Source organism: Xanthomonas translucens pv. cerealis (assembly GCF_006838285.1).
Lineage (GTDB): Bacteria > Pseudomonadota > Gammaproteobacteria > Xanthomonadales > Xanthomonadaceae > Xanthomonas_A > Xanthomonas_A cerealis.
Genome location: NZ_CP038228.1, coordinates 1,384,853 through 1,400,819, shown reverse-complemented (window position 1 = coordinate 1,400,819; position 15,967 = coordinate 1,384,853). Strand labels below are relative to the sequence as shown.

The window sequence follows — 15,967 nt, the reverse complement described above, 5'->3', positions numbered from 1 at the left end:
CTATCGGTAACGCCTGTCGCGGCTGAAGCCGCTTCTACAGGATCCAGGCGTCTGCATATTGGCGGATCGCTGTCGACTCCACCGTGCAGATGCGCGCGCTGCCGCTACCTACTTCACGCTGCCGTTGTCGTCCTGCAGGCCCGGCTTGAATGGTACCGCCGGCGGCGGCCGCGCGCTGGCGGGCTGGTCGTTGAAATTCGGATCGGTGATGCCGCAGCCGCCGCCCAGCTGCAGGATCGAGACCACGCAGGAAATGCTGCTGGTGGTGCCGGGAATCGGGATGTTGACGCTCTTGATGCCGCGCCGCACCCACTCTTCCAGCAGCGTCGCGTTCGGCAACCAGTACTTGTCGAACGAGGTCGGCGTGTAGTCGTAGGGCGGACGCTTGAGCCACTGCCCGGCATTGGCGATCTGGTCGCGCGACCAGCTGTCGGTCTCGCTTCCCGGCGCGCCGCGCGGCGGCGCCTTGCCCTGCCCTTCGCCACCGGGCACGCGCACGCTGCCATCAGCGTTGAACATGCCATTGCGCTGGCTGGCGCCGGCTCCGGCGTCGCCGGCGCGGTTGCGCGCCGATGCGCCCCAGTCGTCGCCGCGCTGCGGCGTCGCCCAGCCGCCGTCGTGCGCGACCGCCGCAGGACCGCTGCCCGGTGCGGATGCCTGGCTACCGGGCGGCGCGGCGCCGTTGCCGGTCGGCGTTCGCGTCTCGGCCTTGCCCTGCGCCGTGGTGCTGGCCTGGGCCGGCGTCTGCGCCGAGGCCGCGCTGGCCGTCGGCGGACTGACCGTCGCCTCAGGCTGCACAGCAGCTGCTGCCGGCGTCGGCGTCGGCGTTGCCGTTGTGGCGGGCGTCGGCAATTCGATCTGTCGCACCGGCGGCGCCTCCGGCGTACGCAGCGTCGGTGCCGGGTCGCGCGTGCGAATCTGCGGCATCGGCACCTGCGGCAACGGCGCCGGCACTTCGCGCTCGCGCACCTGCAGTTGCGGCTCGGGCGCGCGCGGCACCGGCACTTCGTGCGGACGGATCTGCGCCACCGTCGGAATCTCGGTGACCACGTCGACTTCGCGCTCCGGCACCTGCACGCTCGGCGGTGCGATCTCGCGCAGAGTCGGTTCACGCACGCTGGGCGGCGGCAGCACGAAATCGCTGCTCGGCTGCGCAGTCTCGGTGACCTGCAGCGGTTGATCCGGCGGCGCAGGCGGTGGGCTGGTCACGGCCTGCGTGGTGCTTGCGGCCGGTGTGGCGGAGGCAGCAGGCGTCGCCACGGCCCGCGGCGCACTTGCCGCAGCGGCAGCGGCAGCGGCCGCGGCATCTTGCGCCGCCGCGCCGCCACCGGTGTCGGCGGGGGTGCCGCGACCGACGAATTCCACCTGCACGCGCCCGGCCTCGCCCGCGTCCGGACGCGGCGGCAACCAACGCACGAAGGCAACCCACAGTAGAAACAGCGCGAACAGCAGATGCAAGGCCAGGCTGACCAGCGCCGCGATCCGCCGCCACCAGCGCTGGTCGTACGGTGCCGGATCCCAGTCCTGCCACCACAGCCGGCGGAATGCCTGCCACGGGCTCAGTGCAGGCAGCAGCGACGTCGCTGCCGGCAGCGGCTGCGGCAGCGCCGCAAGCAACTCGGAGCAGACGAACGGGCGCGGCACGGCCGGCTGCGAGGAGATCCAGTGCGCCCAGCCGTACGGCAGGCCGCTGCGGCGATCGCGTAGCAGCTTGCGTGGCGAGCGCGCCAACAACGCGTCGAGGATGTCGGCGGCGCGCGTCACCGGCGTGGCGAAGGAATCAGGCCGCGGAGTCGCGCGGGATATACGGGGCGCTGCCGCTGTCGTGGTCGGTGGCGTCGCGCACGGCGGTGATGCCCGGCACGCGCCCCATCAACGTCTTCTCGATGCCCTGCTTCAGGGTCACGTCGGCCATGCCGCAGCCGTGGCAGCCGCCGCCGAAGCGCAGCAGCACCACGCCCTCGGCCGACACTTCCTGCACCGCCACGCGGCCGCCATGCTGGGCCAGCTGCGGGTTGACCTCGTTCTCGACCACCCAGCGCACGCGTTCGACCAGGGAGGCGGCCTCGCCCGGCGCCTCGCCCTTGATCTTCGGCGCCTTGATCGTCAACTGCTGGCCGGTGCCCTGGGTAACGTAGTCGATCTCGGCGCCGTCCAGCCAGCCGACGCTGTCGGCGGCCACATACAACGTGAAGCCGGCGCAGTCGATCGCCCATTCGTCGCCGGCCAGGTCGGCCGGTTCAGCGAACTCCAGCCGCGCGTCGGCGCGTGCGGTGCCGGGATCGACCGCGCTCAGGCGCACGCCCATGCCGGGCACGGCCTCGCGTTCGAGCAGTTTGCGGAAATGGGTCTGCGCATTGTCGGAGATCTGGATCATGCGGTTATTCTAGCGCTTCCACGCGACCGGCTCATCGCGAACCTTCCCCATCGGCGGCACGTTCAGCCGCCACGCCGCGGAGACCCCGACATGAACGACCTGATCCCGCTCGCACAGGCCCATTGCGCGCCCTGCAAGGGCAGCGAATACAAGCTCACCCAGGCGCGCCTGGCCGAACTGCTGCCGCAGGTGCCCGGCTGGGAACTGGTCGAGAACGGCATGGCGATCAGCCGCACGTTCCGCTTCCCCGACTACTACCGCAGCCTGGCGTTCGTGAATGCGCTGGCCTGGATCGCGCACCGCGAAGACCATCACCCCGACCTGGGCGTGCACTACGACCGCGTGGTGGTGCGCTATTCCACCCACGATGTCGGCGGCCTCAGCGAAAACGACTTCATCTGCGCCGCCAAAGCCTCGGCCCTACCGGAATGACCCTCATGCCAGCCGCATCCCGCCGTTCCATGCTCGCCGCCACCTGCCTGCCGCTCGCCGCGATGCTGCTGCTCGGCGGCTGCGGCAAGTCCGAACAAGCGCAGATCCAGCGCGTGGCCGCCGCGCCGACCGAAGTCGCCGCGGTGCAGACCCCGCCGCCGGACTACCCGATCGAACTGGCCTGCGCCGGACTCGGTGGCAAGGCGGTGCTGAGCGTGTTGGTCGGCGTGCAGGGCAAGCCCACCGACGTGCAACTGGTCAGCAGCAGCGGCCAGCCCAAGCTCGACGCGTCGGCGCAGCAGCGCGTACGCGAGTGGATCTTCAACCCCGCCACGCGCGACGGCAAGGCGGTGCCGCGCACGATCCAGGTGCCGGTGAACTTCAACCCGCCGCAGCCGCGGCCGGACCGCTGCTTCGCACTCGACGCGCAAGCGCACCACGCCAACTGAGCGCGGCCCCCGGGCCGCTTCCGCGCGCGGCGCCGACCGCGGCGCGGCGTCGCCTTCACACTGCACCAGCCTCGCGCCCGCTTTCATCGCCCTCTGGACACAGGAGCCGCCTGGCGCATGCTGGATATTCCCTCGCACAACGTGTGGGTCGCCCTGGCGGTGACCCTGGCCGCCGGTCTGGCCACCGGCCTGGGCAGTGTGCTGGTGCTTTTCACCAAGGGGCCGAACCCGCGCCTGCTCGCCTTCGGCCTGGCCTTCGCCGGCGGTGCGATGGTGTACGTGTCGCTGACCGAGATCCTCGGCAAGTCGGTCGCCGCCTTCAGCCACGCGTTCGATCAGCGCCTGGGCTACGCTTATGCCACGCTGGCGTTCCTGGCCGGCATGGCGCTGATCGTGGTGATCGACCGGCTGGTGCCCAATCCGCACGAAAGCCTCAACGCCCATGACCCGCTGTTCCGCGCCAACAACCGCGCCTACGTCAAGCGCGTCGGCCTGCTGACCGCGGTGGCGATTACCGCGCACAATTTCCCGGAAGGCCTGGCGACCTTCTTCGCCACCCTGGAAAGCCCCACCGTGGGCATGCCGCTGGCGTTCGCGATCGCCGTGCACAACATTCCCGAAGGCATCGCCATCGCGGTACCGGTGCACTACGCCACCGGACGCAAGTCCTACGCCTTCGCCGCCAGCCTGCTGTCGGGGCTGGCCGAGCCGATCGGCGCGATCATCGGCTACGTGGCGCTGTCGCGGTTCCTGTCCGAGGCGATCTTCGGCTCGGTGTTCGGCGTCATCGCCGGGGTGATGGTGTTCCTGGCGCTGGACGAACTGCTGCCGGCGGCCAAGCGCTATGCCAAGGGCCACGAAACCGTGTACGGACTGGTCGCCGGCATGGCCACGCTGGCGCTGAGCCTGGTGCTGTTTCGCCTGTCCACCACGCCCTGAGCCGGCAAAGGCGGCCTGTCTGAACGGACGCTGGCGCGACCGGCGTTGCGGCGCGTCGCAGAAAGCTTGCAGACATGCAACACAGAGCATCCTGCGCGCAACTTCACGAACGCCAGTCGCAAAGGTGCCGCATGGATATCCGCTCCCTGCCATCCACGAAGTTGGCGCTGGCGCTGGTCACCGCCGCGAGCATGCTGGGGCTGAGCGCATGCCAGCAGCAACCGGCACCAGCAGCAGCCCCGGCCGCAGCGATCGCCGCCGCACCCGCGCCCGCCCCCTACTTGCCGCCCAGCGCCGAGCAGCTGTACAAGCTGGTCGCACCCATCGCCTTGTTCCCCGACAAGCTGCTTGCGCAGACCCTGGCCGCCTCGGTGTATCCGGACCAGGTCGGCGACGCCCAGGGCTGGCTGCGCAGCAACAGCGGCCTGGCCGCGACCGATCGCCTGAAGGCGGCCGCGGCGCAGCCATGGGATCCCAGCGTCAAGGCGCTGACCGCGTTTCCCGAGGTGATCGACCAGTTGGCCAGCAACGGCGACTGGACCCGCGCGCTCGGCGATGCGTATGCGCACGACCCCAACGAAGTGCTCGACGCGATCCAGGTCATGCGCGGGCGTGCGCAGGCGCAGGGCCATCTGCGCAGCACGCCGCAGCAACGGGTGCAGGTGGTGCAACGCACGGTGGTGGAACCGGACTACGCAGACGAGCGGATCCCGCCGCCGCGGCAGACCATCGTCATCGAACCGGCGCAGCCGGATGTGGTCTATCTGCCGCGCTACGATCCGGACGTGGTCTACGGCGCACCGGTCGACGTCTACCGCGAGTACCGCTATCACCCGCGCTACTACAGCGAAGGCGATCTGGTCACTGCCGGCATCGTCTCCTTCGGCGTCGGCGTGCTGGTCGGCGATGCGCTGGAGCACCGACATCATGGCCCGCTGGGCTGGCTGCAACCGGAACCGGCCTGGCACCCGTGGGGCTGGAACAGCTGGGACATGAACTGGAACGCCCCGCCCTCGGCGCCGCACTACGTGGTCTACCAAAACCGCGTCTACGCGCCGCGCACCACCATCATCAACAACAACATCACCAATAACATCAGCAACAACCGGATCGACGCGCGCCGCTTCGTGCACAACGACAACCGCAGCTTCCCGCAGCAGGCGGCACTGGCGGCGATGCCCGCGGCGGCGGCGGCCGCGGCGCTGGCGCCGCATCTGGCGAAGAACCTGCGCGGACCCGCGCCGCAGTTCGCGCCGGCGGCGGCGCCACGCCACGCGCTCGACTATGCGCAGCTGTCCACGCCGCATTTCAATGAGCGGATGCTGCAACCGGGCCGCCCGGTCGTCGCGAACGCCGCGCAGCGCGCGCCGCTGCCAGGGCTGGGCGGCCAGAACGCAAGGGATGCTGCCCACGATGCGCGTGCACAGCCGGCATTCGCGCAATCGCTGCACGCGCCGATGCCGATGTCCGCGACCGATCACCGCCACGCTATACCGATGGCCAACGCCGTCGCAGCGCAACGGCGCGACATGCCGCAGGCACCACACTTCAACGCACCGATGCCGATGGGCAACATGCGGATGGCGCATGCAGCGCCACAGCACGCGATGTCCATGCCGGCATCGCATCGGGAGGATCCGCGCGCGCAGCAGCAGGCCCGATTCGCCCAGTCCGAACCGCCACGGCAGGCACCGCACCAGGTCGCCGCTTTCACTGCCCTGCAGCGGCCGGCGCCCGCATACCGGGAGGCGCCGATGCGGCAGTTTCCTGAGCGTGTTCAGGCCATGCCGCGACAGGAACAGCAGCGTCCGCCGATGCAGGAACAACGCATGGCCAGGATCGCGCCGCCGCCGCGGCAGCAGCCGATGCGCGCGGCCGAGCCACGCCTTGCTCCGCGCCCGCCGCAAGCGCACTCAGAGTCGCACCACCAGCACGACAAGCATAACGGGTAGATGGCACGAGCCGGCCGGGCGGCGTGAGACAGCGCCGCCCGGCCGCGCGTGGTTCAGCCGCCCAGGCGGCTCAGCGCCTCGGCCAGTTCGTCGGCCAGCGGCGCATTCAGCAGATACGGGGTCTTGCCACCGTCGAGGGTGAATTCCAGAGACGCGGCGTGCAGGAACAGGCGCTTGAGCCCGATCTGCTCGCGCAGGCGCTTGTTCACTGCCGCATCGCCGTACTTGTCGTCGCCGGCGACCGCATGCCCTAAATGCTGTGCATGCACGCGGATCTGGTGGGTGCGGCCGGTCTCGATTCGCACCTCGCAATAGGAATGCCCGCCGCGCCGCTCCAGCACCCGGAAGTGGCTCAGCGATTCCTTGCCGCCCGCGTTCACCTGCACGTGACGCTCGCCACCCTGGCGCAGGCCGATGTGCAACGGCGCGTCCACGCTCATCACCCCGTCTGGCATGCGCCCGACCAGCAGGGTCAGGTAGCGCTTGCTGATGCCGCGGCCCTCGACCCGGTCGTCCTCACGCATCAGCGCCTGCATCTCGGTCAGCGCCGAGCGCTTCTTGGCCACGATCAGCAGCCCGGAGGTGTCGCGATCGAGCCGGTGCACCAGTTCCAGCGTCTGGTTCGGGCGCAAGGCGCGCAAGGTCTCGATCGCGCCGAAGCTGATCCCGCTGCCGCCATGGCTGGCGACCCCGGACGGCTTGTTCAGCGCCAGCAAGCGCGCGTCCTCGTAGACGATCGCCGCCTCGAGCCGGGCCATGAATGCGTCCGGCGGCGCGGCCTTCTCGCCCTCCTCGTGCAGCTTCACCGGCGGGATGCGCACCTCGTCACCCGCCTCCAGCTTGCGCTCGGCCTTGGTGCGGCCGCCGTTGACCCGGACCTGGCCGCTGCGCATCAGCTTGTAGATCAGGCTGCGCGGCGCGCCCTTGAGCTGGCCGAGCAGGAAATTATCCACGCGCTGTCCGGCCCTGTCTTCCGGGACCTTGAGAATGCGCACCGCGCTGGTCGCGACGTCGCGCGGCTTGGGAAGGATCGGGGGGAAGTCATCAGGCAGTTTATTCTGTTACACTCGGGCGGCGAGATAAGGGTTTGATTTCGTTGGAAGTTAGCGCAGGGCCAGAAGCCCGGCTTGCGACGATTCCGGCACAGTGCGCGACCACCGCCCCCGGGGCGGCCATGTTAGCGGCTCACCGGCCTACCCGGCCATCGCCGGACGCCACAAGCGTCCGCGCTGAACATGCCCCGTGCGGCGCCCAGCCTGGCTGGAGTCGCCGCCGGTCCTGAACCACCTAAAAGAAAGAAGCGCTCCCGCGGCTCGCCGTGGTGTCGTAGCGCTGGAAACCCAAGCTGCCCTCCCCGCGCCTGCGCGATGGGCGGCGAAGCGTGACCAGAAGCGAAACCCCATGGCGTTCCGCGCGGTAGCAGCGCGAGGAACGCAACAATGAAGCGAATGCTGATCAACGCCACGCAGGCGGAAGAACTGCGTGTGGCCATCGTGGACGGCCAGACCCTGTACGACATCGACATCGAGCAGCCGTCCAAGGAACAGAAGAAGTCCAACATCTACAAGGGCCGCATCACGCGACTCGAACCCTCGCTCGAAGCGGCCTTCGTCGAATACGGCGGCGAGCGCCATGGCTTCCTGCCGCTGAAGGAAATCTCCCGCGACTACTTCCAGGCCGGCGTCGACCACAACAAGGCGACGATCCGAGAACTGCTGCGCGAGGGTCAGGAAGTGGTGGTCCAGGTGGACAAGGAAGAACGCGGCAACAAGGGCGCCGCGCTGACCACGTTCATCTCGCTGGCCGGCCGCTACATGGTGCTGATGCCGAACTCGCCCAGCGCCGGCGGCGTCTCGCGCCGGATCGAGGGCGAGGACCGCGCCGCGCTGAAGGAAGCGCTGGACAAGCTGAACATCCCCGACGACATGGGCGTGATCATCCGCACCGCCGGCGTCGGCCGCGATGCCGAAGAGCTGCAGTGGGACCTGGACTACCTGCTGCAGGTGTGGAAGTCGATCGCCGAGGCAGCGCTGGCCAAGCCGGCGCCGTTCCTGATCTACCAGGAATCGCGGCTGATCATCCGCGCCCTGCGCGACTACCTGCGCGCCGACATCGGCGAGATCCTGGTCGACACCCCCGAGATGTACGGCGATGCCCAGGAGTTCATGCAGCAGGTGATGCCGCAGAGCCTGCGCAAGCTCAAGCACTACACCGACGACATCCCGCTGTTCAACCGCTTCCAGATCGAATCGCAGATCGAGGCGGCCTACGAGCGCAGCGTGCGCCTGCCCTCCGGCGGCTCGATCGTGGTCGACCAGACCGAAGCGCTGACCGCGGTCGACGTCAACTCCTCGCGCGCGACCAAGGGCAGCGACATCGAGGACACCGCGTTCCAGACCAACCTGGAGGCCGCCGAAGAAGTGGCGCGCCAGCTGCGCCTGCGCGACCTCGGCGGTCTGGTGGTCATCGACTTCATCGACATGGCCTCCAACAAGCACCAGCGCGAGGTCGAGAACCGCCTGCAGAACGCGCTCAAGTACGACCGCGCGCGGGTGCAGATCGGCCGCATCTCGCGCTTCGGCCTGCTCGAGATGAGCCGCCAGCGCCTGCGTCCGTCGCTGGGCGAGTCCAGCCAGATCGTCTGCCCGCGCTGCGACGGCCACGGCCGCATGCGCAGCGTCGAGTCGATGTCGCTGTCGATCATCCGCGTCGCCGAAGAGCATGCGATGAAGGAGAACACCGGACAGGTGCTGGTGCAGGCCCCGGTGGAGATCGCCAACTACCTGCTCAACGAGAAGCGCCGCGCGCTCAGCGAGATCGAAAAGCGCCACGACGCGCCGATCGTCATCGTCGCCGACGAGCAGCTGCACACCCCGCACTACGAGGTGACCCGCCTGCGCGAGAACGAGCTCGGCGAGGAAAGCGCCAAGCCCAGCTACCAGCGCAACACCCCGCGCAAGCTGCCGGTGCATGCGCTGACCAAGGCGCAGCTGAATATCCCGGCGCCGGCGGTGACCAACGTGAAGCACTCGCAGCCGGCCCCGGTGCGCGAAGTGGTCGAGGCGCCCGAAGCGGTCGCCGCGCCCGTGCAGGTCCAGGCGCCGGCCCCCGCCCCGGTCGCGGCCCCCGCCACCGGCGTAGTCGGCTGGCTGAAGCGGATCTTCGGTGCCGGTGAAAGCCCGGCCCCGGCGCCGACCGCGAACGAACCGGCGCAGCGCCAGCGCGCCCACGACGGCAACCGCAACCGCAACGACCGCGGCGACCGCAACGCGCGACGCGACGGCAACCGCAACGGCGGCCAGGGCGGCAATGCCGCACGCGGCAACGGCGGCAACGTGCGCCGCGACGAGCGTCGTCCGGGCAACGGCGGCGGCAACGCGCAGGGAAGCCAGCAGAACCTCGCATCCAAGCCGCCGCGCAACGAACAGGCGCCGCAGCAGGCCAAGCCGCAGCAGAACCCGCCGCAGCAGCCGAAGGCGCCGAAGCAGCAGCCGCAGAATCCGCCGCGCCAACCCAGGCCGCAGCAGGACCCGGCGCAGGCCGCCCTGCAGAGCGACAAGCCGCAGCGCCAGCCGCGTCAGGACGAGAGCGCTGCCAAGCAGGTCACCGCACCTGCCGCGGTGCAGGATGCCACCACGATCGCGGCGGCTGCCGTGGCCGGTGGTGCCGCCGCGTTGAGCAGCGATGCACCGGCCAGCGAGGCCACCAGCGCCGCGCCGGCAGCGGCCGCAGCGCAGCCGAACCTGGCGCAGCCGAGCGTCGATGAACGCGAGAGCGCAGCGGAAACCGCGCAGGCCGTCCCGGCTGGCGAGAACGGCGATGGCGACGACGCCAATGGCGAGGCCGGTGGCCGCCGCCGTCGCGGCCGTCGTGGCGGCCGTCGCCGTCGTCGCGGCAGTGGCGAAGCGGGCAGCGGCAGCGAGGGTGCAGCGTTCGACGACAACGACCTGGATGCCGGCGACAGCGACAGCGACGGCGACACCGCGCCGGCGCCGAGCCGCAGCCAGCCGGAGTTCGATTTCGACGACGATGCCGCCCCCGCCGAAGCCACTGAGACCAAGCCGCAGCAAGCGCTGCGTGCCCCGCAGGAGAAGCGCGAGCCGCGGCCGCCACGTACGCCGCGTCATGAGCGGGCGGCTGCCAAGCAGACGCCTGTCGCTGCTGCGCCGTCAGTCACTGACGCCGGAACCGACCCTACCGCAACCCAGGCTGCGCCGGTTGCTGCAGCCGCTGTGGCCGCGATCGCAACGGCTCCTGCCGTTGCCGAGTCGGCATCGGCACCTGTCGCGGCAGCGCCTGCGCAAGCAGCGACGCCGGTAGTGGCAGCGCCCTTGCCGCCGGCCAGCGATGTACATGCCGCACAGGTCGCGGCAGCGCCCGCAGCGGAACATGCCCCTTCGTTCGTCGTCGAATCGGCACCTTCCGAGCCAGCGCCGGCGACAATCGAGGCCGCGCCGCAAGCGACCGCGACGCCGATCATCGAACGGCCTGCTCCGATCGCCGCAGCGACACCAGCGGCGGAAACGGCAGTGGCACCGGCCGCAGCAGCCGAAGAACCTGCAACGCCGTCCCAACTGGTTGCCGAGCCGCGGCAAGCAGCCGCTGCGACGCCGCAACCGATCGCGGAGGAAGCAGCGCCCAGCACGCCGGCCTACGTGCCGGTGCAGACCACGCTGCTGGACGCCTTTCACGAGGCGCCGGTCGCCGCGACCGAACCGAAGCGGCACGCGCCGGTCGCCGCGGCCGCCCCGGTGTCGAACGACGACATCGAGCGGAGCCAAGCCAGCACTGCCGAACCGGCACCTACCGCTGCGGCGGCCAGCACCGGCCTGTTCGATGCGCCGCCTGCAGCTCCGGCGGATGCGCCGATCGCTGTCGCCCAGCACCAGCCGCATGCAAAGTCCGGCGAAGGCAAGAGCGACGACGACAAGGAACACAAGGAACGTGCCAGCTGATCCGGCCGCCGTTCTTCGCAACAGAAAAAAAGCGGCCTTCGGGCCGCTTTTTTTTGTCTCTCGCTAGCGCGACTGCGGCTTTTCCAGCGAACGCTGCGGACGTGGTCCGAGCGCGAAACCTCCTCTACGCAACGCAGGGATCCACTCCGCACGCAACCGACTACGGACACCGACAAACCGCTTTGCGCCGCCCACCTCGCCTCACAACAGCGCCGACACCCGACTGTAGGAGCGTCTTCAGCCGCGACAAACGCCGTCCGCAACGACGCTTTGCAGGCAACCGATCCAGAACCGGGACTCGCAACTTGCGGGAGCGGCTACGGAGGCTACGGACGGACCATCAGTCGCGACGGCCATTTCTGCACGCGGCACAAAAAAAGCGACCGGTCAGGTCGCTTTTTTCAAGTGAGGGGTGGACAACCGGCGCTTACAGCGGGTGCGCAGGATCCAGCAGACCGTACTGCGTTGCCAGCCGCGCCAGCGCGATGTTGTCATGGATGCCGACCTTCTCGAACAGTCGCGCCTTGTGCGTGTTGACCGTCTTGGCGCTGAGGCTCAGGCGCTTGGCGATGTCTTCCTGGCGCAGCCCGCGGGTCAGCAGCAATGCGACTTCCAGCTCGCGCGGAGACAGCGTATCGAACGGCGAGCCGCCGCCTCCCAGATTGGCCAGCGCCAGGTTCTGCGCGATGTTGGCGCCGAGGTAGCGCTTGCCCATCGCTACGTCGCGTACCGCGCGCAGCAATTCCTGCGCGTCGCCGGCCTTGCCCACGTAGCCGGACGCGCCAGCCTCGAGCAGGCGCTTGGGCAACGGGCCGTCCTCCAGCACCGACACGATGATGACCTTGGTACCGTGGTCGCCCTTGACGATGCGTTCGGTGACCTCGAGCCCGCTGACGCCCGGCATGTGCAGATCGCAGAGCACGATGTCAGGCTTGAGCTGGCGGATCTGCGGCATGGCGACCTCGCCGCTCTCGGCCTCACCGACGATCTCGATGTCGGTCTGATTCGAAAGGATCAGCTTCATGCCGGTACGGACAAGAGCGTGATCGTCGACCAAAAAAACTCTAATGGTCATCTCATTCAACCCCAATGCAGCGAACGCTGCGCGGCAAGACTAACGACGTGAATTGTTCAGGGCAACTGAAAGTTGTAGACAAAATCATCCAGCCTTCACAGATCGCTCAACTGGTCGCACTGCGTTGTCATCATGCTGAAAAAAATACCACACCGAGCTTACTCAAGGCTTGGCACGCAGGCGAGGACCAGCCTGTTTGCTCCTTCAGGAGCGCGCGGCGGTACCTGCGCCAGGCAGGCGAAGTATCGTGGCCGGCAGGCGACAACGTTATCAGGGCAAAGCCTGACATCGGGTCAGATTTTCCTGGCCTGGCTCGTCAGCCGTGGGCGTGGACGCCCCTTCTCACGCATGTCCTGATACCAATGCGCCAAGTCTGACCGGGTGATGGCATGGACCTTCATCGTCGGCCCCAAGAACGCCACCAACGCCTCGATGGCTGTCTTCTTGATCGTGTAGGTCTTGGGCACAGTCGAGCCCTTGAGCGTCGCCAGGAATGCGTCTCGGGCTTTGCCCAGCGTCATCTGCAGCGTGCGTTTGATAAGCAGGCAGCCCATCACGGTTTGCAAAGCGACAGGAACACGTTGGACGAACGACCAGCGACCGGTGGCAGACCGGCTCAGATGATGAGGAATGCGCATGCGAGTGTTTCCTCTGCACGCTTCCTGCTTTCCAATCCGCCAACACCACTGATTTTAATTTAAAATCAATGACTTAGCGGAGGTTGGCGGAGAGAGTGGGATTCGAACCCACGGAAGGTTTGACCCTTCGCCGGTTTTCAAGACCGGTGCCTTAAACCGCTCGGCCATCTCTCCGATTTCGACTACGCCGCTTCACCCTGCATGCCAGATTGCCGGGCATGTGCTTGCAACTGATTGGAGCGGCTAACAGCGATGGCTATTGCTCTGCGGCGGTGCATTTTCGCACGACCGCGCCGGTTTTGCTCAGCCGGCCTCGACCGCCATCGCGCCCAGAGTCGAATGCTTGGCCTTGCCCCGCTCCGGGCAACTGCCGCAGTCCAGGCGCGAGTCCTCGATCTGGCGTGGCAGGTGCTCGGCGAGGAAGTCGATGAACACGCGTACCGCCGGCAGCAGACCGCGGCGCGAGGCGAACACGGCGTGGCAGATGCCCTGCGGCAGCGACCATTCCGGCAGCACCACTTCCAGTTCGCCATTGCGCACCGCGTCGGCGCAAACCGTCTCCGGCAGCAGGGTGATGCCGAAGCCGTCCTTGACCATCGACTGCAGCAGCGGGAAGTCGAAGCCGGCCACGCGTGGCTGCAGGTCGACGCGGCGCACTTCGCCGGCCGGTCCGTGCAGTTCCCAGCGCTGCCGCGCCTCGTCCTCGCTGATGCTCAAGGTCACGTGCGCGGACAGTTCTTCCGGATCCTTTGGACGGCCGGCGCGGTCGAGGTACTTGGGGCTGGCCACCAGCAGTTCCTGCACCTGGCCGAAGCTGCGCATCACCAGGCTGCCGTCATCGTCCAGGCGCGAGCGCACGCGCAGCGCGACGTCGTAGCCTTCGTTGATGATGTCCACGCGGCGGTTGCTGATGTTCAGCTGCAGGCGCACTTTCGGGTACTGGTCGAGGAACATCGGCAGCAGCTTGGGCAGCTGCATCTGCGCCAGCGACACCGGCACGCTGACCCGCACCAGGCCGCGCGGCTCGGCGCTGAGTCGGTCCACCACCTCGCGCGCGGCCTGCGCTTCGGCCAGCATCGTCTGCGCATGCCGATGCACACTCATGCCCAGGTCGGTGACCGCGAAGCGGCGCGTGGAACGCTGCAGCAGACGCACGCCCAGATCGGCTTCCAGCTGGCTGATGCGGCGGCTCAGACGCGACTTGGGAATGCCCAAGGCGCGCTCGGCGGCGGCGAAACCGCCGTGATCGACCACCATCGCGAAGTAGTATAGGTCGTTGAGATCGTGCATGTTCTTTCGATATTCAGAACGATGGATGAAATCGCATTGGATTCATTCTACTCCCACAACGATCAATGCTGTGCAATCGGGCCTGGCTGACATGGCGCATGGCGAACGCAGCTGCGGCGGCCCGTTCCGGCAGCAACGGCGCAGCGGCTCCCGCTTTGCGACAGCGCGGTGGCGTGAACGCCCTGCCCCGGCCTTGTGCTTTGCATCGGCAAGTGGCTGCTGGGTCGTGCGCAGCGATTCACGCATGCAGCAACACCGGCGTCTTGATTGCCGGTGCGGCGATACGATCGAACACGTCTGGCTGCGAACGCAGGCGAGCGAAGTGCCGGGGATGGCAGGTCGGATGGAATCCTGCCCGAGGTGGGCGAATACGCAGCCACACATCCGCACAGCGGCAAGGCACAGGACGCCAAACGGGAGCGGTTTTCGTCAATTGGCAACGACTGTGGGAGCGACTTCGGTCGCGACAGGCTTTCCTGGTAATGACCGTCGCGACTGAAGTCGCTCCCACAATGACCGCCGGATAGTGCCGCAAGACCGGTCGCCGCGCCGCGAGCGCAGGGCCTGAAGCTCAACCGATGCGGTCGAGGCCGCCCATGTACGGACGCAGCGCATCGGGCACGCCGATCGAGCCGTCAGCGTTCTGGTAGTTCTCCATCACCGCGATCATCGCGCGGCCGACCGCGGTGCCGGAACCGTTGAGCGTGTGCAACAGTTCCGGCTTGCCGGTGGCGGGACTGCGCCAGCGCGCCTGCATGCGCCGCGCCTGGAAGTCGCCGCAGTTGGAGCACGAGGAGATCTCGCGGTAGGTCTGCTGCGACGGTAGCCAGACTTCCAGATCGTAAGTCTTGGTCGCCGAGAAGCCCATGTCGCCGGTGCACAGCAGCACCTTGCGGTACGGCAGCCCCAGCGTCTCCAACACCACCTCGGCGCAGCGGGTCATGCGTTCGTGCTCGGCGGCACTGTCCTCGGGACGGCAGATGCTGACCAGTTCCACCTTCTCGAACTGGTGCTGGCGGATCATGCCGCGGGTATCGCGTCCGCCGCTGCCGGCCTCGGAGCGAAAGCACAGCGAGTGCGCGGTCATGCGCAGCGGCAAGCGCTCAGCCTCGACGATCTCGTCGCGGACCAGGTTGGTCAGCGAGATCTCGGAAGTGGAGATCAGGTAGCGTTTCTGTTCGCCCAACTGGGTGGCGAACATGTCCTCTTCGAACTTGGGCAACTGGCCGGTGCCGTACAGGCTGTCGGCGTTGACGATCACCGGCACGTTGGTTTCCTGGTAGGCGTGCGGGCCGGTATGCAGATCGAGCATGAATTGCGCCAGCGCGCGGTGCAGGCGCGCGATCGGTCCGCGCAGCACGGTGAAGCGCGCGCCCGACAGCTTGGCCGCGGTCTCGCCGTCCAGCCAGGCGTGGCGCGCGCCCAGTTCCACATGATCCTTGACCTCGAAATCGAAGCTGCGCGGCGTACCCCAGCGCTGCACTTCGACGTTGTCGGCCTCGTCCTTGCCGGCCGGCACGTCGGCCTGCGGCAGGTTGGGAATCTCCAGCGCCAGCGTCTCCAGCTGCGCGCGGATCTCATCCAGGCGATGTTCGGACGCTTTCAGTTCGTCGCCGAATCCAGCGACTTCGGCCATCAGTGCAGTCACGTCCTCGCCCTTGGCTTTGGCATGGCCGATCGCCTTGGATCGGCTGTTGCGCAGGCTCTGCAATTCCTGGGTCCGCACCTGGATGCGCTTGCGATCGGCCTCCAGGGCTTCCAGGGCGGCCACGTCCAGCGCATAGCCGCGGCTGGTGCGCAGGCGCTCGGCGAGGTCGGCGGGCTGTTGGCGGAGCAGGACAGGATCGAGCATGGGCGCGG

Annotated in this window: 11 protein-coding genes, 1 tRNA gene and 1 pseudogene; 5 read left to right on the top strand and 8 right to left on the bottom strand. The window is 68.3% G+C overall.

Translation table 11 applies throughout. The features are described 5' to 3' along the window. Positions 1–108: 108 nt before the first annotated feature. The gene (locus E4A48_RS06205; RefSeq protein WP_142742060.1) at positions 109–1,764 is read right to left on the bottom strand and encodes a hypothetical protein; all 1,656 of its coding nucleotides are present in this window, start codon (positions 1,762–1,764) and stop codon (positions 109–111) included. Between the two features lie 16 nt (positions 1,765–1,780). Further along, positions 1,781–2,377, bottom strand: a complete 597-nt coding sequence (locus E4A48_RS06200; protein ID WP_003468698.1) for an NfuA family Fe-S biogenesis protein — start codon at positions 2,375–2,377, stop codon at positions 1,781–1,783. Positions 2,378–2,467: 90 nt separating this feature from the next. Here E4A48_RS06200 and E4A48_RS06195 point away from each other — a divergent pair, with 90 nt between their 5' ends. The 4 genes from E4A48_RS06195 (at position 2,468) to E4A48_RS06180 (ending at position 6,149) form a co-directional block, all read left to right on the top strand. After that, a complete protein-coding gene (locus E4A48_RS06195) occupies positions 2,468–2,809 on the top strand; it encodes a 4a-hydroxytetrahydrobiopterin dehydratase (RefSeq protein WP_003468699.1) in 342 nt (113 codons plus the stop codon). A 5-nt stretch (positions 2,810–2,814) separates the two neighbouring features. Then, positions 2,815–3,258, top strand: coding sequence for an energy transducer TonB (locus E4A48_RS06190; protein ID WP_039010105.1), 444 nt, complete (start codon positions 2,815–2,817; stop codon positions 3,256–3,258). A 117-nt stretch (positions 3,259–3,375) separates the two neighbouring features. Further along, on the top strand, positions 3,376–4,197 hold the full coding sequence (gene zupT / locus E4A48_RS06185) for a zinc transporter ZupT (RefSeq protein ID WP_142742059.1): 822 nt from the start codon (positions 3,376–3,378) through the stop codon (positions 4,195–4,197). A gap of 131 nt (positions 4,198–4,328) precedes the next feature. Beyond that, on the top strand, positions 4,329–6,149 hold the full coding sequence (locus E4A48_RS06180) for a DUF3300 domain-containing protein (protein ID WP_142742058.1): 1,821 nt from the start codon (positions 4,329–4,331) through the stop codon (positions 6,147–6,149). Positions 6,150–6,202: 53 nt separating this feature from the next. On the opposite strand, the gene E4A48_RS06175 is transcribed toward E4A48_RS06180, so the two are convergent. Continuing rightward, entirely contained in the window at positions 6,203–7,201 is a 999-nt protein-coding gene (locus E4A48_RS06175; RefSeq protein WP_409976373.1) for an RluA family pseudouridine synthase, read from the bottom strand. A 387-nt stretch (positions 7,202–7,588) separates the two neighbouring features. On the opposite strand from E4A48_RS06175, the gene E4A48_RS06170 reads away from it, so the two are divergent. Beyond that, entirely contained in the window at positions 7,589–11,104 is a 3,516-nt protein-coding gene (locus tag E4A48_RS06170; RefSeq protein ID WP_142742056.1) for an Rne/Rng family ribonuclease, read from the top strand. 427 nt (positions 11,105–11,531) lie between these two features. Here the strand turns inward: E4A48_RS06170 and E4A48_RS06165 are convergent, their stop codons facing one another. The 5 genes and pseudogenes from E4A48_RS06165 to serS form a co-directional block, all read right to left on the bottom strand. Next, complete coding sequence (locus E4A48_RS06165) at positions 11,532–12,179, bottom strand: response regulator (RefSeq protein ID WP_058196747.1); 648 nt, start codon at positions 12,177–12,179, stop codon at positions 11,532–11,534. 308 nt (positions 12,180–12,487) lie between these two features. Further along, positions 12,488–12,817 (bottom strand): annotated as a pseudogene (locus E4A48_RS06160) (hypothetical protein); the annotation flags it as partial. 84 nt (positions 12,818–12,901) lie between these two features. Further along, positions 12,902–12,991, bottom strand: a tRNA-Ser gene (locus E4A48_RS06155). Positions 12,992–13,120: 129 nt separating this feature from the next. Next, entirely contained in the window at positions 13,121–14,107 is a 987-nt protein-coding gene (locus E4A48_RS06150; protein ID WP_039009741.1) for a LysR family transcriptional regulator, read from the bottom strand. 571 nt (positions 14,108–14,678) lie between these two features. Next, positions 14,679–15,959 (bottom strand): serine--tRNA ligase, encoded by a 1,281-nt coding sequence (gene serS / locus E4A48_RS06145; protein WP_142742055.1) that lies wholly within the window; start codon positions 15,957–15,959, stop codon positions 14,679–14,681. Positions 15,960–15,967: the final 8 nt, after the last annotated feature.